Raw genomic sequence first — 20060 nt, 5'->3', positions numbered from 1 at the left:
AATTAATTAAACTTTACCGTTAAAAAGCCTCCTATTTGTAAGGCTTTTGACGAATGCCTATTTACCAGTTGATTGACTATCTTTGAAACACCAAACTAACAAGGTATGAAAACTCCCATTTCGGGTTTCTCCAGACTATCCAAAGAAGAAAAAATTGAATGGATCGCCGAGAATTACACTCACAATTCTATTGAGACCAAAAACATTTTAAAACGTTATTGGAACCGTGAAAAAGAGGTGCAAAAATTACACGATGAATTCATAGAAAATACCATTTCAAATTATTATTTACCATTGGGCATCGCTCCTAATTTTTTAATCGATGGACAACTAATGGCCATACCAATGGCAATAGAAGAAAGCTCTGTTGTTGCAGGCGCGAGCAAAGCCGCAAAATTTTGGTTAGACCATGGAGGTTTTAGTACGAAGGTCCTTGGTACTGAAAAAATAGGACAGGTCCACTTTATTTTTAAAGGAAATCCCAAAAAACTGGAGCTATTCTTCAACCATATACTTCCTATATTACTTGAAGAAGCTAAACCTTTGACCAAAAACATGGAAAAAAGAGGGGGAGGAATCACTAAAATTGAGTTGCGAGATAAAACTGCCGAGTTAGAGAATTATTATCAACTTCATTGCACTTTTGAGACACTTGATGCCATGGGTGCAAACTTCATCAATTCGTGTCTTGAGCAATTTGCTTTGACCTTCAAAACAAAAGCATTGGTTTTTGATCAGTTTGAAGAACATGAAAAGAAGATTGAGATTGTCATGAGTATTCTTTCAAACTATGTTCCCAATTGCTTAGTGAGGGCAAGTGTAAGCTGTCCTGTAGATGAATTAAAAGTAAACTCAACGATTGAGTCTCAAGATTTTGCGGAGAAATTTGTAAGGGCCATTCAAATTGCAAATGTAGAACCCCATAGGGCGGTTACACACAACAAAGGCATCATGAACGGTATTGATGCAGTAGTACTTGCCACTGGTAACGACTTTAGAGCAGTTGAGGCAGGTGTTCATGCTTATGCTGCTAAAAATAGCTCTTATAAGAGCCTCACTCATGCCTCTATTATAGATGGAATATTTAGCTTCTGGATTGAAATACCCCTTGCACTAGGTACCGTTGGCGGGTTGACAAATTTGCATCCCTTGGTAAAATTAGCACTTGAAATTCTTCAGAGACCTTCTGCAAAGGAATTGATGCGTATAGTAGCTGTCGCAGGTCTGGCACAAAACTTCGCTGCGGTCAGTTCTCTGGTTACAACAGGTATTCAAGAAGGTCATATGAAAATGCATTTGATGAATATCTTGAACCAATTACATGCGACAGATAAAGAAAAAGAAACGATAATCGATTATTTTAAAAATCACCCGGTGACCCATAGTGCAGTTGTCGAAATCTTTGAAAAGTTAAGGAGCTAATTGATGAAACAAAATTTCTACAGTAATGGGAAGCTTTTAATCACTGGGGAATATGCTGTTCTTGATGGGGCGAAGGCTTTCGCAATGCCAACTAAATACGGACAATCCTTGTCTGTATTGGAAAATAAATCCAAACAAATCAGATGGATTAGTCTTGACGAAAAAAACGAAGTCTGGTTTGAATCTATTTATGATTTGGAATCTATGGTCCAGATTTCATCAAACAACTCTGAAATTTCGAAAACATTACTAGGAATATTTGTTGAAGCACAAAAATTGAACCCTAACTTCCTGAAGAATGGATCAGGATTTGAGGTTGAAACTAAATTGACATTCCCAAAAGAATGGGGACTTGGAACTTCCTCTACACTAATCTATAATATTGCCCAATGGGCAAATGTTAGCCCCTATAAACTATTGGATAGTACTTTTGGTGGCAGCGGTTATGACATTGCCTGTGCCATGAATAATTTTCCCATTTTATATGAAATTGAAAATGGAAAGCCGATTGTTGAACAAATACATTTTGAAGCTACCTTTAAAGACCAATTATATTTTATATATCTAAATAAGAAACAGAACAGTAGGGAAGCCATTAAAAAATACTACGGTGAAGAATTTGATAGAAAGGAGTTATCAAAAACGATAAGTCAAATCACAAATAGTATGATCACTTCTACTTCAATAAATGATTTCGAGCTCTTAATGTCTAGGCATGAAAATGAGATTTCGAAGGCATTGAAAATACCACCTATCAAAACTAGACTCTTTTCGAATTACCCTAGAGCTATTAAAAGCCTAGGAGCATGGGGTGGCGACTTTATTTTAGCAGCCGGAGATGAGTCTTCAATTGAATTTTTTTATGAAAAAGGCTATAAAACCATTATTTCATTCTCTGATATGATTTTATAAAAAAAGCCCTAACAAATCGTTAGGGCCTCCTAATACTTTTAGACTTTACCTACTAGTAAAACGTTGCTCTATTATCCTCAATTTCTGAAGCTTCTTTCAACGCATTATAAACGGCTGTGTTTACTCTAGCCGCATTTGAAGTTTTAAGTGTATTTGCGAAAGTGCTGTAATTATCCAGTTTTGGCGCTTCCTCTTTCTTCGTAACAGAAATCATGAAAACCCCACTCTCACCTTCGATAAGTTCAGAAGTGTCATTTACGTTCATTGCAAATGCCGTTCCCACAACTGCTGGCTCACGACCGGCGCCTGGAACAGTTGGTGCTTTCACAGTTAAAGCTGAAGCGTTAGAAACGGATACACTATTATCCTTTGCGATATCCTCAATAGACTTGCCTTTATTCGCGGCTATCAATTCTGCCGCCTTTCTTTCCTTTCTTAATATAGGAAGTACCGTGGTTGAAGCATCTTCAACTGTTTTTAAGCCTTCCTGATAAGCGGCCGTCATTTGAACAATAGCATAACCATTGTTTAAATTAAATCTTTTTATGTCACCAACCTTAGTGTCACCTTTGAACGCCCATTGAACTATGTTACGCTGGGTGGTAAGTCCAGGTAGGTTTTCATCCATTGCTTTGATTTTATTCACAGGACGCACAACATACTCGCTTTCCTTTGCCAAATCTGTAAAAGCCTTTTCGCCCGAAATAGATTCCATTTCAAATTTTGTTGCATTGGTAAATAAGGTATTGATTGTGTTTTCAGAAGGCTCAATTTCTCTAGCCAATGTAGCTATTTGATAAATATCTTCTTTGTCATCAATCTTAACAATGTGGTACCCTAATGCAGTTTCAACCAAATCAATTGTTCCAACCTTGTTATTGAACACAAAATCATTGAATTCGGCAACCATTCTACCTTCTTGAAAATAACCCAAATCACCTCCATTGGGAGCCGATGGCCCTTCAGAGTTATCACGTGCCAATTCCACGAAAACAGCGTCTTTTTTCTTTGTCTCCGCCAAAATACCCTTCGCCATTTCTTCAGCTTCTTCTTTGCTTCGTGTTACTGTTGCTTCAGCTCTTTCAGCACCTTTCCATTTAATCAAAATATGGCTCGCCTTTGCAGAACCATTTGTTTTCTTGTTCACCATTTTGGAAACCTTGAAGAAATCTCCATCTCTATATGGCCCATAAGTTTCTCCCATTTTAAGCGTAACCAAGGTATCGGCAAAAACAGTAGATAAATCTCTTTTTGCCTTGTAAATGGTATCAAACTTAATATCGGATTTTCTGTCTAGAAAATCAGCAATGTCAGAAGTGGTTCTAAACCCGGTTATAGTATCCATTTTATCAGTCTGTTCTCTGTACTCAACTGTATCCTCCAGTAATTTAATGGTTTCATCCTTCACTGCGTTTTCGTCTTCAGCGGATGCTTTTTCCTCAAAATACACATATTGAATATCCCTTGCCTCCTCTTGTTTGAAATCTTCTTTATGACTATTGATGTAAGATTGAATTTCGCTCTTGGTTATGTTAAGAGTACTATCAGGAACAGATATGTAAGGTATTCTCACGTATTTAATATCAACTTTATCGTTGGCCAATTTATAATCCAATTCTCCTTCTTTCAAAGTTGCGCCAACACCAGCTTTTACTAAATTGAAATACGCCTGCTGCTTTGCATTTTGAATGATTGATTGTTCATCCTGCAACCACAGGTTATACTGTGAAGGACTATTGACTTTAAGGTCAGCGATAAAATTCCTGAATTTATTTTCGTCAAAAATCCCGTTCTCATCCTGGAATTGAGGGCTTTGACTATAGGAAGGCATATTTTTGATGAAATTCATTATTTGATCACGTTCAATATCAATTCCCAAATCTTCAAATTGTTGGCTTAATATCGAATTTCTAACCTCTTGGTCCCAAACTTGATTAACAACTTGCATCGTTGAGGCAGCTGGCCCAAATCTATTAGAAGCAGTTTCCACTTTTCTCTTAAAATCATCTATAGAGATTTCATTTCCATTGATCTCTGCCACCGAAGAACCTATTTTACCCCCTCCAAAATCATTATTGGTAAATACACCAGATATTACAAATGCAAAAAGTGCCATACCTATTATCAATATCAGTACGGTGGTTCTCTTTCTTATATTCTCTAAAATCGCCATTATGTGGAATGTTTAAAATCAGTTTGCGAAATTACCATTTTCTTTTGAAATAATAAAAAGTAAAATGGGCTTAAAACGAGGTTCTTAAAGGCCTAGTCATTATTGGTTACCTGAAGCTGTACCAAATCTATTTTTGTGTTGGACACCTCTAAAACGGTAAATACAAAGTTGTCGATTTTTATTTCGGAACCCTGCTCAGGTATCTCACTAGTATCGTTTACTATAAGACCCCCCAATGTTTCATATTCATCGTTCTCAGGTAGTTCCAATTTGTAGTTTTCATTCACGTAATCTACCTCAAGCCGGGCAGAAAATTTATATGTACCAGCGTCCAATTGCTCTTCATATAAATCGGTGGAATCATGTTCATCTTCAATTTCCCCAAAAAGTTCCTCGACGATATCCTCTACGGTCATAATACCCGAAGTACCTCCATATTCATCCAATACCACGGCAATACTTTTGCGCTTCTTCGTCAGAACGTTCATGATATCGTGAATTAGCATCGTTTCTGGCACAAATTCAACAGGTCTTAGAATACTTTTTATGGTTTTAGGTTTTTTAAAAAGCTCATAAGAATGTACGTACCCAATAATGTTGTCTATGGTATCCTTATAAATAAGTATTTTAGAATACCCTGTTTCGGTGAACAACTTGGCTAGATTTTTTGGGTTTTCATGCAATTCAACAGCCGTGATTTCAGTTCTGGGAACCATTACCTCCCTAGCCTTAACAGCAGAAAATTCAAGGGCGTTTTGAAAAATTTGAATTTCCGCGTCAACCTCGTCTTCTTCTTCAACTGTTTCCATTTGTTCGGTTATATAATCGCCTAGCTCAATTTTGCTAAACACCAGTTGAGTCTCATCCCCATCGGTTTTAAAAAAGGTCTTCAGGATAAAATCTGATACTTTTATTACAAATTCCGATATAACCGAAAACAATATATAGAAGAAATATGCAGGTACAGCAAGCACTTTCAAAAGGCTATTTGCATAAATCTGAAACAAGACCTTGGGTAAAAACTCGGCAGTAATCAATATAATAAAGGTTGAGATTATTGTTTGGGTAAGTAAACTAAAATCAGTCAACATCAAAGAAACAAAACCATTTTCTGCCGGAAGCATTCCAATAAACCAAATCATTAATAATTCCCCCATAAAAAGCCCATAAATCACTAATGCAATATTGTTTCCAATGAGCATTGTAGCAATGAATTTTGATGGTCTTTTTGTTAAACGAGAAAGGACTTTAGCCAAAAAGTCGTCCTGCTTTTTTTCAATCTCTATATGAATTTTATTCGCGGACACAAAGGCTATTTCCATTCCTGAAAAGAAAGCAGAAAAGAGTAAGGAAAGAATTATAATTATGAGGGGTGTATCCACTTCTATTGCTCGTTATCCTTTTTTCTTTGTTCGAATTTTTTTCTATAATTTCTTCGAAAGGCAAACATACCTACGGAAACAACAGCAAAAAACATGAACAAATAAGTGCTTTGTCTATCTATATTCCAATCTGTATATATTCTATAGAGTGAGAAAAATGCCACTGCCAAATACAAATATTCTGTATATCTTAAAATCTTAATCATTTATTTCTTCTTTTATGGTCATAAGACCATAGGTTTTATGTGCATTTAAAAAACTAAAATCTTTATTAAAGTCCATTCCTTCTCCATCCATTATCGTTCCTTCTTCGGGATTGGTGTATTTAAACTTGTTTTGTGTGAATACCCATTCGTTGGATTGGTCATAGAATAATTGCGGTGCCTCCAATTTTTTGCCATCATGTGTTTCAATTACAACATTCCCCCTTAAATCTATTAGGCTAGTGCTAGAGTACCTAATACCATAATCTGCCTTGATTACATTCTTATTGTTTTGTTCATCGTAAATATCAACTGTCAATCCTTCGGGGAAGGTACGATACGGAAATTCAAGATTTTCAAAATTCTTAGTGACCGGCCCGGACAAAACGGAAATCACCCTTGTTGTATCAACTGCCTCATTTTCCAAAGACTTTGCACTTTCAGTATATGTCATTGAAAAATATTGGGCAACACCTTGTGGAAAAACTACTGGCAATGCTTCATCACCCACTCTTTTATAATTATCAGCACATGAAAAAAAAAGCATTGCCCCAGTTAAAACCAGGGCAATGCTTTTTAAATCATATCTAAAAGTTTGTGTCATCCTATAAGTTCGGAACTTTTACGCTACCACCAACCCAGCATTTAAATGATACTGTTTTACCTGCCATACCAGAATTAAAAATATCTGTCTTAGAAGGCGCTTTTGCCGAATAACTAGCCGCAGATTGATTTGCTCTTCCACTTAATGATGGATCCACTCTTCCTGCTTTTCTTGCCATTTCAGCTGCTCTCCAGTAAATAGCCCTTTTTTCAAAAGGAGTTGTACCACATTGGTTTGCACTTGAAGCATATAAACTAGCAATTAACAAATATGCTTTTCCGTTAGACGGGTTTGCATTAATGGCCTTCTGCGCATAGCTTCTTGCCGTTGATTTACTACCTCTTCTATAAATCGTTGCTACTTTATAAGCAATGTTAGATCTTTTTCTAGCATCGGTTTCCAATTCCAAAGCTTTGTTGAAATCAGCAACCGCACCTTTGGTATCACCTTTCTTATTTTTAAGAGTCCCTAAATAAACATATACATCAGCTGAAGGATCAAGTTCTGCCTGAACCTCTACCATTTTACTAAATAAAGGGTCATCGGTACATTCTTTGGCAAACATTCTTCCTACCGCTCTTTTAACCCAAGTAAGGTCTCCTTTTTTAGCATCAAAACTTTTTTGGTATAATGGAATTAAGTTTCCACAATCAGCCAAATCACCTAGTTTAGTATCTATACTACCCGCAATTTTACCAAAAGATTTAGAATTAGTAGTGGCAGCCTTAAGCCGTTTCTTTTCCTTAGAGGTTAATGTGCCAGCCTCTTCCTTTGGAAGTAGCTGAGAAATCCTGTCTGTAAGTTTAATATTCTCATCTTCGATTTTTTCTGTTACATCATCGTATACATCAAAAACTTCCTGTAATTCTTTGCTTCCCGCTTTGTGTAAATCAACTAAACTTGAAAAATAAAGGTATAAAGCTCTTGGGTTTTTAAAGTTCTCAAGGTCTTCTTTGAATGCTCTACTTAACAAATCATAGATTTCAGGATTTTCAATCATCTTTTCATTATACTTCAACAATACCTGATCAATCAGCACATCTGCCAAGGGAGCCTTCTTAGGGAAATATTTTCCACTATTCTCATATAATGACAGAAGGTCCTGAATGTTGGCATCTTTATCGGCTCCTGAAGAGTTCTTTACCCTATCCTTTAAAATACGTTCCCCATAAGCGAAGTTTGCCCAGTTGATGTCAGGACAGTTATCATATACCATTTTCCAAGGCGTATATGCCGCTTCATAATTTTTAACTTTTGCATGCTCTACGTAGATAGAAAGATTGGTCATGCACTCCTGATTTTGAGCCTGTGCATTACTTACTCCAATGAACCCTAAAAGCATTATAGCTGTGAAGTAAAGTTTCGTTTTCATATTATTAAGTTTAAAGTGGTTAATGTACTAATTTTTCTTAATTAATTCTACGCTTTCTGAACCAAATGTCGTTCAAGGATAGACCTACGTTGACTTTAATGTAGTTTTCCTCGATTAAATTAGCCTTAGTTGTTCCTCTTTTCCCAAGTTCAAAACCAAGGTTGAGATTTGAAAAACTTCCGCGCATTGGTAACCCAAATCCAAAAGTTATGCCAAAGTTATTGATCTCCTCATTATTTATTATCATACCCGTCTTATCCAAGCGAAATCCCGCCCTGTAGGTTATCTGCTTAAAATAGCCTGAAAAGGCTGAATTATCTGGTATAAAGAAACCACCGACAGCGATAGAACTGGCGTCCACGTACTCCAAATTATCAACGCCTATAAAATCGTTCGAAAATGAGCTTAAACCCTGAAAACTATACTCGGCACCAAGAAACCACTTTCTTTCTTCCCCGTAACCTAACCCAATTGTAGTGATCGTAGGTATTTTGAGTTCAGTATTCCTAAGGTTCAAGGCATCTAAATCCACATCAACAACTTCGATATTTTGAAGTGTCGTTGTTGAGAAAGAGCCAATTTTCTTATTATTCTTGGAGGTAAGGTTAGCCTGTGTATTAACCCTCACAGATGCAAACAGGTTATATTTATCATTAAAAGTAGGTGTATAATTAAGGGCGTAGTTAAAATCCATTCCGTTTACTTTGGAGCTTCTTTTATCTATAGTGCCAAACTGAACATTTTCCACACTTTGCACTCTTTCATTTTTCAAAGTTCCAAAATTAAAATTGGCGGTAACACCAAGACTTAAATCCTTTATTAATTCATACCCCGCGGAAAAATACACTTTATTCAACCCTCCTTCACCTGCTAATTGATTAGTTACCGTAGCATCATTGTCATTAACACTTTGCGATACCAAATTATACCCGACAGATGTGTAAGGCAATAAGCCAAAACCAATACCAAAGCCTTTTTTAACTGACATGGCCACAGATAGGTATTCAAGGTTAGTAGTAGAATTACTCTGACTCTCAGTACTATTTTCAAGACTTAAGCTCTTATATGATAGACCAGCAGAATAAGCTGTGATACCAAAATCCTCCCCATACTTTACTCCCAATTTACTTAAAGCTGCTGGGTTTTTCAGGTTAATATGAATGCTGTCGGCGAACATTCCAATACCACCCATCATTTGGTTCTCCATGGTCCCTTTAGACTGTATTTCACCTATACCAAAATAAGAATATGGTGACACCGAACCATTTTGTGCATTCATGCCAAAGAAGGCCATGAACACTAATGTGATAACAATTTTCTTGATCATTTAACGCTTATTGTAGTCTAGCAAATAATTTAATCCTTCTAGTAGAAATTTGGAATGGGCAAATATGGTATTTTTTAACCGTTTAGACAAAAATTGGGCGTCACCTCCTGTTAAAATAACTGTTAAATCTTCGAATCTAGATGAATATTGCTCAATTATTCCATCAATTTCTGCGCAAACGCCATTAATAATACCGCTGTGGATACTTGTTTCGGTAGTAGTGCCAATCAAATCAATTGGAGGTTCCTTTCCCAATAAAGGGAGTTTTGAAGTTTGATTGTTTAAAGCTTTATACCTCATCATTATTCCTGGAGAAATAGCTCCTCCCAAATAATCTCCTTGGCCAGTTACCATATCATAAGTTATACATGTGCCAGCATCAATGACCAGGGTGTTTTTATCTTGATTATGAAAATATCCCGCTGCAGCCAAGGCAATGCGATCCACCCCTAAGGTTGTTGGAGAGGCATATTGGCTTTTGAAAGGTGTTTTAGATGAATGGTCAAGTACATGAAGGTTACAAAAAGTGGTCAATGCCTTAATATCATCAATGTCCAAACTAACAACTGAAGAAATTATGGCCCAGTCTATTTTAGTGTACTTCTTAAAAATCTTTTTTACTTCTTCCGCCAGATTTTTCGTGTCACCAACTTCATCGAATAAAAGATTGTCTTTTTCAAAAACAGCTAGCTTTACATAGGTATTTCCGACATCTATAATTAGATTCATGTTACAAAGATCTACAAATGAAAAAAAACAATCACCTTTTTTTTCGTTTTTGTTTGTATATCCTAAATTTGAAATTATATTTGCACCCGCCTAAAAGGCATGGTGCCTTAGCTCAGTTGGTAGAGCAATGGACTGAAAATCCATGTGTCCCTGGTTCGATTCCTGGAGGCACCACAAAAAAATCCTTATCGTATGATAAGGATTTTTTGTTTTCCAGTAACTGCGGTTACAAATCTTCATTTTCTAAAATAGTATCTTTACACCCAATCTTAATTTTACATGAGAATACTCTTCACATTAAATATTGTGCTCTTTTTGTGCTTTTCAACTGTCGCCCAAAAAAAACTGGACAGGACTTTACGAACATTGAACAATGAGACAGTACCTTACCTCGAGAATTCCAAAGCTGTGAATGAAAATGGTATTACATTTCTTGATACAAGGGAAATAAATGAGTTTGAAACAAGCCATATCAAAAATGCTATTTGGGTGGGTTATGATTCTTTTGACTCTCAAATTATCAATGATTCGGTACCAGATAAAACCACGCCTATTGTAGTTTACTGCTCAATCGGAGTACGCTCTGAAGATATTGGCGAGAAGCTTCAAGAAATGGGATATTCAAACGTGAGGAATCTTTACGGCGGCATCTTTAAATGGAAGAATGATGGTTATCCTGTTTTCGACCAAGAAAACAAAGAGACCGAAAAAGTACATGCCTATGATAAGCTTTGGGGGAAATTGTTGACAAAAGGTGAAAAGGTCTACGAATAAGTTTTTCCAAATCAATGAGCATTACACAAAGTAATTCCCCAAAAAAGGACGAGAATGTCATTCATTACCAAAGGGTCAATTCAAAAGATCTTTTATTAATATTTACCAGAAATCCTATACTAGGCGCTTGTAAGACCAGATTAGCAGCAAAAGTTGGTGATCAAGTGGCCCTCAACATTTACAAGTTTCTTTTAAAACATACTTCTCAAATTACGAACAACCTAAACGTGCACAAACGGGTGTATTACTCAGAAGAGGTTTGGGATGACGACGTTTGGTCAAACGAGACTTTCGAAAAATGTCTTCAAAATGGCGAAGATTTAGGACAACGAATGTCAATTGCCTTTCGAAAAGGATTTGAATCCGGATTTGAAAACATCATTGTCATTGGAAGCGATATGTATGACCTCAGTAAAAAAGACTTGACCGAGGCCTTTACTCAACTCAAGACATCTAACTTTGTAGTTGGCCCTGCAGAAGATGGGGGATATTATTTGTTGGGAATGAACATTTATAATGAAACGGTGTTCAAAAACAAAAAATGGGGAACCAATAGTGTTTTCAATGAAACAATGACTGATCTTAAAATCGAAAAAACACATCTTTTAAAAACAAAGAACGACATTGATGTTTTTGATGACATTAAGGATATAAAGGCTTTTCAGCCATTTTTACAAAAACTATGAGATTATCAGAAAAACAATTAAAAGAATCTACGGATTACCTTAAAACCAAGGGGTTCGAACAGCCTGAAATAGGAATTGTACTGGGAACTGGTCTCGGGCAACTAGTTGAAGCTATAGAAAATCCTATTACCGCGCATTACAATAACATTCCATTTTTCCCATTGGCAACAGTGGAATTTCATTCTGGAAAGTTGATTTATGGGAACATTGAAGGCAAAAAAGTTGTGGTCATGCAAGGTCGTTTTCACTTATACGAAGGCTACGATTTTACAGACGTGACCTACCCAATTCGAGTAATGCATAGATTGGGAATTAAAAAATTATTCGTCTCAAACGCCGCAGGTGCCATTAACCTTGATTTTAAAAAAGGGGACATAATGCTTATTGAAGATCATATAAATTTACAAGGAAGTTCTCCTCTGGCATTTGGAAATGTTGCCAATTTTGGAGATCGTTTTGTTGATATGAGCGAACCTTATGATCTTCAAATGAGACAGAAGATTGAAGCAATTGCTTCCAAGGAGGAGATTAAACTTAAAAAAGGTGTTTATGCCTCAGTAGTAGGGCCACAGTTGGAAACCAAAGCAGAATACCGAATGTTAAAGATTATTGGTGCAGATGCCGTGGGAATGAGCACTGTACCAGAAGTAATTGTCGCCAATCATTTACGACTACCAATCGTAGCTGTGTCTGTTTTAACCGATGAATGTGACCCTGAGGATCTACAACCAGTTAATATTCAGGAGATTATTGAAATCGCCGGAAAGACCGAACCAAAGATGATTAAACTTTTCAAAGAATTAATAAAAGAAATATGAGCTATTTAGAAGCCACTAACGACCTATATAAAGAAGCTGCATTAACTCCTGATGTGGGTTTATGTTGTACAACAAATCCCATATGGCAATTCCCAGGTCTATCAATTCCAAAAATCATGCAAGAAATGAATTACGGTTGTGGCAGTACAGTATCTGCCCAAGACCTTGTGAACAACCCCAAAGTATTGTATGTGGGTGTTGGAGGCGGTATGGAACTATTGCAATTTTCCTATTTCTCAAGACAAAAAGGTGGGGTAACCGGTGTAGACGTAGTTGATGAAATGCTGGAAGCTTCAAAACAGAACTTTAAACTGGCGGAAGAAGAAAATGATTGGTTCAAGAGTGAATTTGTTAATCTTGTAAAAGGTGATGCATTGAATTTACCCGTTGAGGATGAAAGTATAGATGTGGCCGCACAAAATTGTTTATTCAACATTTTTAAGACTGAGGACCTTAAGAAAGCAATAAGCGAGATGTACCGTGTACTTAAGCCTCATGGTAGATTGGTGATGAGTGACCCAACTTGTGAGCAACCCATGAACGAAACTTTAAGAAATGATGATAGTCTTAGGGCCTTATGTCTTAGTGGAAGTATCCCCATTAAAGACTATGTAAAGGCATTGACCGATGCTGGTTTTGGTACAATTGAAATAAGGTCAAGAAAATCATATAGGGTTTTATCTCCCAATCATTATCCGACCGATGAATTGGTTTTTATTGAATCTATTGAGATTGCCGCAATAAAAGACCCTATGCCGAAAGACGGCCCATGTATTTTCACAGGCAAAACAGCAATCTATTATGGTGATGAAGAGTATTTTGACGATAATGCCGGTCACGTTCTCATGCAGAACCAGCCTTTGGCAATATGTGATAAAACTGCAAGACAATTAGCCCAGGCCAGCGACCAAATTCACATTAGTGAAAGTACTTGGCATTATAATGGCGGGGGCTGTTGTTAAATTACAATACATAAAACCAAAATATTGTAAGCATAGGCATAAGCATACGTCAAAAGAACGGTCTAACCTTAAGTTCATTTAATGAGTTTAGTTTTTGTTCTTTTAATTCTGGGTGCTTGTTTTTTGGCTTATAGCAACGGTGCCAACGACAACTTCAAAGGAGTGGCCACTCTGTTCGGAAGTGGTATTACCAATTACAAAAAAGCAATAAGTTGGGCTACAATAACCACCTTTTTAGGATCGGTTGTAGCCATATTTTTGGCAGAGGAACTTGTTAAAAATTTCTCAGGTAAGGGCCTTGTACCCAACGAACTTATCCTTGAACCAAATTTTGCGATTGCAATTGCATTGGGTGCTGCCATAACCGTTTACCTCGCCACAAAAATTGGTATGCCCATATCTACTACACACAGTTTGGTGGGAGCTTTATTTGGAGCAGGTATCATGGCTGTTGGGAGTGATTTCAATTTTTTAAAATTGGGTAAGACCTTTCTAATACCTTTAGTTGTTAGTCCGCTAATGGCTGCTGTTCTTAGTCTTATTGCTTATTTGTTTTTTAGATACTTGCGTAAAGTTTTAGACATTACGAAAAATGATGGTTTTACCATTCAAAAGGTTGAAAATTCCCTTGTATCCATTTCAGACAATAAAATGCGTATGGATTCCCACGATGTAATGACAGCTTCTTTAAACAATGAAATAAGCACTAGCTATAATGGCGTTTTGCTTGGAGTTTCTTCACAAAGGATTCTTGACACCTTGCACTATTTGAGTTCCGGGGTCGTCAGCTTCGCAAGAGGGCTTAATGACACTCCAAAAATAGTAGGCCTATTACTAGTAATAAACACGATAGACATTAAATGGGGCATGATCGCTGTGGCAATGGTCATGGCTGTCGGCGGATTAGTGAACGCCAAAAAAGTGGGAATTACAATGAGTAAAAAAATAACCCCCATGAATCCCGGTCAAGGATTCACTGCCAATATGATAACTGGTTTACTGGTTACAACTGCAAGTATTCATGGATTACCAGTTTCAACAACACATGTTTCCGTTGGTTCTATTTTTGGTATTGGTTCTGTTACCAAAAAATCTGATTTTAAAATGATTTCCAAGATAGTTTTATCTTGGATTCTGACCTTACCAATAGCTGCCTTAAGCAGTGCACTTGTTTTTAAGTTATTGGAGGCTTTTGTTTAACCTTATATGATTATGAATATCAATCTATATTTAACATTTCTATATTCCTTTTTTCTCTTGTTATTGGGTTGCCCACCACAATCACATGAACCGATTAAAGTCTCAGGTAATTTAGTACAATCATTGAATCATGATGCTTGGGACCAACTTGTAAAAAAGCATGTAGATGATAAGGGCAATGTTGATTATAAACGTTTTAAAGAAGATGCTGAGCAATTGAATGGTTATATTGATTTTCTTTCCAAGAATCCTATTTCGAGAACCGCAAAAAAAGAAGAGCGATTGGCTTATTACATAAACCTATATAATGCTGGAACAGTACAGTTGATTCTTGAACACTATCCTTTGGAGAGCATTAAAAATATTTTTAGGCCTTGGGGCAAGGACAGGCTTGTGATTGGAGATAACAAGTATTCTTTAGGTGAAATTGAGCATGACATTCTTAGGAAAATGAATGAGCCACGAATCCATTTTGCCATAAATTGCGCTTCCTTTTCCTGTCCAAAACTATTAAACGAAGCCTATACGGCTTCTAAAATGGAGAAGCAATTGCAAAGGGCCACTTTTGAATTCATAAATGATGTTTCAAAAAACAAGATTTCCCAGAACACTGTTTCGTTATCGAAAATCTTCAAATGGTACAAAGGCGATTTCACCAAAAAAAACTCGTTAATTGATTATATTGAAAAGTATTCCGATATTGAATTCTCTGATGACCTGGATATTGAATACCTAACCTACGACTGGCGCTTGAATGAAAAATAATGTTGACTTAAGTATAATCATTCCTACTTTGAATGAGGCCATTAATATTGGCCAACTTATAGATACCTTAAGGGCAAACCTCAGCAACTCAATAAATACAGAACTTTTAATAATTGATGGTGGCAGTAATGATGCTACAGTACATATTGCCCAACAGAAAGCAGTACAAGTTTTTAATGGTGTTCAAGGACGAGCAAGGCAAATGAACCTAGGAGCAGAAAAGGCGAAAGGTAAAATTCTATATTTTCTTCATGCAGACACTACTCCCCCTGTCGACTTTGATAAGTATATTTTGAATGCCATTTCAACAAAATATGAAGCTGGTTGTTTTCAAATGAAATTTGACAGTAAAAGTTGGTTTTTGAATTTCTTTGCTTGGTTTACCAGATATAATTATAAGCTTTGTAGAGGTGGAGATCAGTCCTTGTTCATTACCAAAAAGCTGTTTAATAAAACCAAAGGTTTTAACGAGGACTACATTATTTTCGAAGACAATGAATTTATTGGTCGTTTATACCAACAAACCAGTTTTAATATTCTTCCACAATACGTACGGACATCAGCTAGAAAATATGATGAACTAGGAACTATAAAACTTCAATACCATTTTGGGATTATACACTTAAAGAACTATTTAGGCGCAGGACCAGATAAGCTATATGATTATTACAAAAGAAAAATAGTTGTTTAACGAATACGCCCTATCTCACCACTTTCAAAATCCATAATAACACCCTCAGAAATCCACTTGGCGAGTGCTTGGCGATTATCTGGGACTAATATTCGTTTCTGATCCTTACTGTTTCTAATATTCCCAATTTCTATATAAGCCATCGCGGGATGGGTTTTTCTTACTAGATAAAGTTCAGTTCTATCTCCAAAAGTTCCTGTATAAGTTCGGTTGGGTTGGTACTTCCTATATTTCTGCTGAAAAGTTTTATGAATGCTTTCAGCTAATTTTTTTCCGTTCTTGCTTTTCGCATGATGGTAAAAGAACACATCAATGTTCTGGCCTATACTACGACTATCAACATGAGTTACTATCAGTCTCTGGAATTGTCCCCTATGCTTTTTATGCAACTCATTGACAATATCAACACGTTGTTTTAAACGTGCAAGGTGATTCAATGGAATTCTCTCTCCACCATAGGCAACTTCATCATGATCTATTTTTAAAATGCGTTCATCACGTATCCCGTCATTTTCATCTCTAATGATTATATAAACGGTTGCTTCATGGGCCAATAACTCTTTAGCCAAACGTAATGTAATGTCATAGGCATATTCATCTTCCGCAATTGATTTATTTTCATAATTCGCCATAGCTCCAGGATCAGGACCACCATGTCCCGAAACCAGATAATATACTGCATTGTTTAATTTTGAACTTTTAGGTTTTACATAAGCATGCTTCTTCCCAAAAATAGCATAGGCCGTTCCCATGTCCAATTTGCTCTCTACAGAAACAGGTTCATCAATTTTTAAAATGGAATCATAACTCGGCAGTAGGTAAGCTCTACCTTCATACAAATGAACACTGTCCCTCAAATTCCCCTGATTAAGGGTGATAAAATCATCAAATTTCTCATACGGATTCACTCCTTGCTTTCGCAAAAGAGAGTAAATACCATCCCCTTTTTCTGCTTTTACAGAGATATAGGAATCTTGCGCAGTAGCCATAAAAAAAGCCAAAAACACTACAATAAACAATACACCTTTATATTTCAATACACCCATTTAATTCTCTTCAAAATCTAACTTGGAATAATCCAATAATATACCATTGGTCAAAAGGTTGGCAATATTTTTCTTATTTGAAGACACTTTTAAACTCTTAGTGTCAGAATTTGATTTTTTTCCCATCTCGACAAACGTCAGTGTTGGCAAAAGATTCTTTGCAAATGAAACACTCTCAAAGTCTTTAAAAACACCAACATACTCGTCCAAGGATTTTTGTTTAATTCTATTTTTTCCAATTACCATCAATAAGTTATCTGCCAATTCACGGCCCTCCTTACTTTTGGCGTTATGATATACAGTTACATTGGTATTAGAACTAGATGCCAAGCCTTTGGTATTCAACACCAATACTCTTTGGTAATGACCTTTGTGCTTCAAAAACTTTTTGTTGATTACACTTGTCAGATCCAATAAGTCTAACGAATCACTCCTTTTAAAGTTCATCAAATAAACCCTTGCGTTACGTTGAAGCAATTTTCTTGCCATTCTTTCGGCAATTTCATTTTGCACATTATTTGAGTCACCGGAATTCGTGATTAAATAATAAACAGTATTGCGCATTGTACTATCAATCCGCTTCAAGGAGGCCAACTCATTTTTAAAAATAGCTTCTTCATTTTCATCTGGAAATTGAAGCCGAACCCCCGAATTTTTGAATGAATCAGGTGCAAACGGAATTTTATATTCCTGGCCAACGATGAGATGACTTCCATTTTTGATATTATCTTCATTCAATTTTATAAACTCCTCGTAATACTTAGCTATTTCTATTCCCTCATTTCGTAAAAGTGAGAAAATACCGTCTCCGCTTTTTGCAATGACAGTGCTTTGAACTTCCTGGGAAATTAAGGTTAAGACTGAAAAACAGGTAAATAAAAGTGCTGAAATAATTTTATTGAAAGTCACGAGCCGATGGTTTATACAAATTTTATCAAAAATACTGTCCAATTCCAAATACTATTCCATTAGATCCGTTTTTAGTTACCCCATAACCATAGTCTATCCTGAAAATAGCATTGAAAATACGTTTATGCATAAACCTTAGACCAACTCCTGGATAAACTCTAAGATTGCCCTCATCAGTAAAATCACTAAAATCTCCTCCTGCCAAACGCCATGACCCTCCATCTATAAAAACATTACTCTGAAGTACGAACCAGTCTTTATCTATTAAAGTGTGCCTATATTCAGTATTAAATACAATTGCTGCGGTTCCCCTATCGATTGTATTACCAACTCCCCTAATATTCAAGTTATTATCAACAGAAAATGGAGCGAATGGCGTTTCAAAATTACTTGCCAGACCCAATCTAAATCTATTTGCCCAATTACCTCTATTCCCAATTCTTTTATAAAAAACAAAATCGTTGAAACCTATCAAGAATTTTCTAAGGTTTTCATCCGAGCTCCCTACGTATTGAAAATTCAACGTACTTCTAAATCCGTTCAGATACTGATAATGATATTGAATATCTTCAAAATTATAGATCAGTTTAAACAAATGCTTTTTTACATTCAAACTTTGCGGTATATCTTCTTGGGTTGCACCAGCCAAATATTTATATTTTTCGTTGAACAGACTAAATCCCAATTCGAGCCTATTCTTGAAATCAATTTCGTAAAGACCCATTAACTCAAGTCCTTGATTTCCATATTTGTAATCAGCAGTGGTATTATTGAAAAAAATGGGTTCCTGGGTTTCAAAATCATTGTAACTCAATGATAAACCAAGCTTGTTTGAGAATAAATATGGTGCTCTTAAATTTAATCCATAAGAGCTAAATACATCAAATTGATAAAATGCGCCAATATTAATATTCTTGCCCAATAAATTAAACTCTTGTAATCCAATTCTAAATGCGAAATCATCATTTGAAGAACTAAAAAGATTCGCATAAGGAATCAATGTAAAATTTTCCTCAATATTTATTACTATATCTACTTCCCCATTATTTGCTTCAGAAACTTGATACTTGGCGTTTGAAACCGCCGGCAGTCTTTTCAATCGTGTTACATCTTTTTCTAGTCCCAAAGAGTCAAGAATTTGACCTGATTTTGTATTAATCAATCTCTTAATAAAGGATGTTTTTAACCTTTTGGTCCCGTTGATTTCTATAGTGCTCACCTTAGTTTCCTGCGCAGAGCCAATAGCAATAAACAATAAAAGGATAAATGACAAAAGTGTCTTTGACATAATGGAAGCAATATGCTTAAGGTTTCAAAGATACATATTGAGTATTACAAAATAGTCACAAAATGAACCTCTTACCTGATTTCAAAATCAACTATTGAAAACTGATTTACCCAGTTATCTTCACTAACACCCATTAATGTGAAATTATATGAATCACCTGTTTTCAGTATTGGCGGCACAGTTTTGGTAATGTTCAATACCACATTATCCAGCTCATAATATGTAAACATTTTATCGTAAGTATAAGTGCCAGAAAGTAAATTATCATCAACATCCGATACCACTTGAAAATAAATTTTAGTGTCAGAATACACCCCATCTTGCCAAGAAAACAATGGCATTTCAGAGGCGGTGCCTATACTTATATTTTCAGGCAAGTATTCTGTTGGTTTAGAAATTTGCTTTAGTCGTATTGGATTCGACAAATGGGTTTTTCCTGCTTCCTCATAGGTAACAATCGCCCATTTTTCTGTTTCAGCCTCAATTTCAAATTTCATTAAATACCCATTAAAAATCTCTTTCAATGGATAGGCTTTCTTAATGTAGTTTTCCAAGTCATTTTTGTCACTTAAAGAGGTTTCAGTTTCAAAATATTGAAAATTCATGGCTCCAGTCCTTGGGTAAAAAAATACACTAACTTTTTGGTCATTCAAATTACTGGCAGCACAGGCAATAACATTGTCGAACACCAATTCTTTTTCATTCAAAAAATCATTCAACACATCTGTATCATTCACTTTGTCGGCAGAACACCCCACAAAAACCATAGACAATAAAATGAGGTAAAATCTTGTCAT

The 20060-nt window shown here is 36.0% G+C and carries 20 protein-coding genes and 1 tRNA gene; 10 read left to right on the top strand and 11 right to left on the bottom strand.

The window, feature by feature from the left end; translation table 11 throughout:
• The first annotated feature begins 105 nt into the window (after window positions 1-105).
• Both FB2170_RS09555 and FB2170_RS09550 read left to right on the top strand, forming a co-directional pair.
• Window positions 106-1422 (top strand): hydroxymethylglutaryl-CoA reductase, degradative, encoded by a 1317-nt coding sequence (locus tag FB2170_RS09555; protein WP_013306347.1) that lies wholly within the window; start codon window positions 106-108, stop codon window positions 1420-1422.
• Between the two features lie 3 nt (window positions 1423-1425).
• Window positions 1426-2334: a GYDIA family GHMP kinase gene (locus FB2170_RS09550; protein ID WP_013306346.1), complete on the top strand. Its 909-nt coding sequence runs from the start codon at window positions 1426-1428 to the stop codon at window positions 2332-2334.
• Window positions 2335-2386: 52 nt separating this feature from the next.
• Here FB2170_RS09550 and FB2170_RS09545 read toward each other — a convergent pair whose 3' ends face one another.
• From FB2170_RS09545 to FB2170_RS09515, 7 genes are all read right to left on the bottom strand, one after another.
• A complete protein-coding gene (locus tag FB2170_RS09545; protein ID WP_013306345.1) occupies window positions 2387-4507 on the bottom strand; it encodes a peptidylprolyl isomerase in 2121 nt (706 codons plus the stop codon).
• A gap of 92 nt (window positions 4508-4599) precedes the next feature.
• Window positions 4600-5829 (bottom strand): hemolysin family protein, encoded by a 1230-nt coding sequence (locus FB2170_RS09540; RefSeq protein WP_013306344.1) that lies wholly within the window; start codon window positions 5827-5829, stop codon window positions 4600-4602.
• 62 nt (window positions 5830-5891) lie between these two features.
• Window positions 5892-6095 carry a hypothetical protein gene (locus tag FB2170_RS09535; protein WP_013306343.1) on the bottom strand — a complete coding sequence of 68 codons (204 nt, stop codon included), beginning with the start codon at window positions 6093-6095 and terminating at the stop codon, window positions 5892-5894.
• Entirely contained in the window at window positions 6088-6696 is a 609-nt protein-coding gene (gene lptC / locus FB2170_RS09530) for an LPS export ABC transporter periplasmic protein LptC (RefSeq protein ID WP_013306342.1), read from the bottom strand. The genes FB2170_RS09535 and lptC overlap by 8 nt, the downstream gene beginning before the upstream one ends.
• 1 nt (window position 6697) lies before the next feature.
• The gene (locus tag FB2170_RS09525; protein WP_041632782.1) at window positions 6698-8068 is read right to left on the bottom strand and encodes a tetratricopeptide repeat protein; all 1371 of its coding nucleotides are present in this window, start codon (window positions 8066-8068) and stop codon (window positions 6698-6700) included.
• A 37-nt stretch (window positions 8069-8105) separates the two neighbouring features.
• Window positions 8106-9395, bottom strand: coding sequence for a hypothetical protein (locus FB2170_RS09520; protein WP_013306340.1), 1290 nt, complete (start codon window positions 9393-9395; stop codon window positions 8106-8108).
• Window positions 9396-10124, bottom strand: a complete 729-nt coding sequence (locus FB2170_RS09515) for a type III pantothenate kinase (RefSeq protein ID WP_013306339.1) — start codon at window positions 10122-10124, stop codon at window positions 9396-9398.
• A gap of 101 nt (window positions 10125-10225) precedes the next feature.
• Between FB2170_RS09515 and FB2170_RS09510 the strand changes: the two genes are divergently transcribed.
• The 8 genes from FB2170_RS09510 to FB2170_RS09475 all read left to right on the top strand — a co-directional run bounded on the left by FB2170_RS09510 (window position 10226) and on the right by FB2170_RS09475 (window position 16020).
• Window positions 10226-10298, top strand: a tRNA-Phe gene (locus FB2170_RS09510).
• A 105-nt stretch (window positions 10299-10403) separates the two neighbouring features.
• The gene (locus FB2170_RS09505; RefSeq protein WP_041632781.1) at window positions 10404-10898 is read left to right on the top strand and encodes a rhodanese-like domain-containing protein; all 495 of its coding nucleotides are present in this window, start codon (window positions 10404-10406) and stop codon (window positions 10896-10898) included.
• 14 nt (window positions 10899-10912) lie between these two features.
• Entirely contained in the window at window positions 10913-11584 is a 672-nt protein-coding gene (locus FB2170_RS09500; protein ID WP_013306337.1) for a TIGR04282 family arsenosugar biosynthesis glycosyltransferase, read from the top strand.
• A complete protein-coding gene (locus FB2170_RS09495; protein ID WP_013306336.1) occupies window positions 11581-12402 on the top strand; it encodes a purine-nucleoside phosphorylase in 822 nt (273 codons plus the stop codon). Before FB2170_RS09500 ends, FB2170_RS09495 begins: the two co-directional genes overlap by 4 nt.
• Window positions 12399-13364: an arsenosugar biosynthesis arsenite methyltransferase ArsM gene (arsM, locus tag FB2170_RS09490; RefSeq protein ID WP_013306335.1), complete on the top strand. Its 966-nt coding sequence runs from the start codon at window positions 12399-12401 to the stop codon at window positions 13362-13364. Before FB2170_RS09495 ends, arsM begins: the two co-directional genes overlap by 4 nt.
• 81 nt (window positions 13365-13445) lie before the next feature.
• On the top strand, window positions 13446-14564 hold the full coding sequence (locus FB2170_RS09485) for an inorganic phosphate transporter (RefSeq protein WP_013306334.1): 1119 nt from the start codon (window positions 13446-13448) through the stop codon (window positions 14562-14564).
• Window positions 14565-14576: 12 nt separating this feature from the next.
• Entirely contained in the window at window positions 14577-15329 is a 753-nt protein-coding gene (locus FB2170_RS09480) for a DUF547 domain-containing protein (protein ID WP_148232089.1), read from the top strand.
• Entirely contained in the window at window positions 15319-16020 is a 702-nt protein-coding gene (locus FB2170_RS09475) for a TIGR04283 family arsenosugar biosynthesis glycosyltransferase (RefSeq protein ID WP_013306332.1), read from the top strand. Before FB2170_RS09480 ends, FB2170_RS09475 begins: the two co-directional genes overlap by 11 nt.
• On the opposite strand, the gene FB2170_RS09470 is transcribed toward FB2170_RS09475, so the two are convergent.
• The 4 genes from FB2170_RS09470 to FB2170_RS09455 all read right to left on the bottom strand — a co-directional run bounded on the left by FB2170_RS09470 (window position 16017) and on the right by FB2170_RS09455 (window position 20060).
• Complete coding sequence (locus FB2170_RS09470; protein WP_013306331.1) at window positions 16017-17066, bottom strand: N-acetylmuramoyl-L-alanine amidase; 1050 nt, start codon at window positions 17064-17066, stop codon at window positions 16017-16019. The two genes, FB2170_RS09475 and FB2170_RS09470, sit on opposite strands and share 4 nt — an antisense overlap.
• A complete protein-coding gene (locus FB2170_RS09465) occupies window positions 17067-17975 on the bottom strand; it encodes an N-acetylmuramoyl-L-alanine amidase (protein WP_148232088.1) in 909 nt (302 codons plus the stop codon).
• 25 nt (window positions 17976-18000) lie between these two features.
• Window positions 18001-19263 (bottom strand): POTRA domain-containing protein, encoded by a 1263-nt coding sequence (locus FB2170_RS09460; RefSeq protein WP_013306329.1) that lies wholly within the window; start codon window positions 19261-19263, stop codon window positions 18001-18003.
• A 71-nt stretch (window positions 19264-19334) separates the two neighbouring features.
• A complete protein-coding gene (locus FB2170_RS09455) occupies window positions 19335-20060 on the bottom strand; it encodes a hypothetical protein (protein WP_041632779.1) in 726 nt (241 codons plus the stop codon).

The organism is Maribacter sp. HTCC2170 (assembly GCF_000153165.2).
In the GTDB taxonomy this organism is placed as follows: domain Bacteria; phylum Bacteroidota; class Bacteroidia; order Flavobacteriales; family Flavobacteriaceae; genus Maribacter_A.
Note: the sequence above shows the minus strand (reverse complement) of the source record. Positions and strands in the feature narration are given on the sequence as shown.

Bases quoted from the DNA above. Each gene is read 5' to 3' on its own strand.
- FB2170_RS09505 (WP_041632781.1), top strand. From the start codon at position 10,404: ATGAGAATACTCTTCACATTAAATATTGTGCTCTTTTTGTGCTTTTCA.
- FB2170_RS09475 (WP_013306332.1), top strand. From the start codon at position 15,319: ATGAAAAATAATGTTGACTTAAGTATAATCATTCCTACTTTGAATGAG.
- lptC (WP_013306342.1), bottom strand. From the start codon at position 6,696: ATGACACAAACTTTTAGATATGATTTAAAAAGCATTGCCCTGGTTTTA.
- FB2170_RS09500 (WP_013306337.1), top strand. From the start codon at position 10,913: ATGAGCATTACACAAAGTAATTCCCCAAAAAAGGACGAGAATGTCATT.
- arsM (WP_013306335.1), top strand. From the start codon at position 12,399: ATGAGCTATTTAGAAGCCACTAACGACCTATATAAAGAAGCTGCATTA.
- FB2170_RS09455 (WP_041632779.1), bottom strand. From the start codon at position 20,060: ATGACAAGATTTTACCTCATTTTATTGTCTATGGTTTTTGTGGGGTGT.
- FB2170_RS09470 (WP_013306331.1), bottom strand. From the start codon at position 17,066: ATGGGTGTATTGAAATATAAAGGTGTATTGTTTATTGTAGTGTTTTTG.
- FB2170_RS09495 (WP_013306336.1), top strand. From the start codon at position 11,581: ATGAGATTATCAGAAAAACAATTAAAAGAATCTACGGATTACCTTAAA.
- FB2170_RS09485 (WP_013306334.1), top strand. From the start codon at position 13,446: ATGAGTTTAGTTTTTGTTCTTTTAATTCTGGGTGCTTGTTTTTTGGCT.
- FB2170_RS09520 (WP_013306340.1), bottom strand. From the start codon at position 9,395: ATGATCAAGAAAATTGTTATCACATTAGTGTTCATGGCCTTCTTTGGC.
- FB2170_RS09515 (WP_013306339.1), bottom strand. From the start codon at position 10,124: ATGAATCTAATTATAGATGTCGGAAATACCTATGTAAAGCTAGCTGTT.
- FB2170_RS09540 (WP_013306344.1), bottom strand. From the start codon at position 5,829: ATGGAAATAGCCTTTGTGTCCGCGAATAAAATTCATATAGAGATTGAA.
- FB2170_RS09535 (WP_013306343.1), bottom strand. From the start codon at position 6,095: ATGATTAAGATTTTAAGATATACAGAATATTTGTATTTGGCAGTGGCA.
- FB2170_RS09545 (WP_013306345.1), bottom strand. From the start codon at position 4,507: ATGGCGATTTTAGAGAATATAAGAAAGAGAACCACCGTACTGATATTG.
- FB2170_RS09460 (WP_013306329.1), bottom strand. From the start codon at position 19,263: ATGTCAAAGACACTTTTGTCATTTATCCTTTTATTGTTTATTGCTATT.
- FB2170_RS09525 (WP_041632782.1), bottom strand. From the start codon at position 8,068: ATGAAAACGAAACTTTACTTCACAGCTATAATGCTTTTAGGGTTCATT.
- FB2170_RS09480 (WP_148232089.1), top strand. From the start codon at position 14,577: ATGAATATCAATCTATATTTAACATTTCTATATTCCTTTTTTCTCTTG.
- FB2170_RS09555 (WP_013306347.1), top strand. From the start codon at position 106: ATGAAAACTCCCATTTCGGGTTTCTCCAGACTATCCAAAGAAGAAAAA.
- FB2170_RS09550 (WP_013306346.1), top strand. From the start codon at position 1,426: ATGAAACAAAATTTCTACAGTAATGGGAAGCTTTTAATCACTGGGGAA.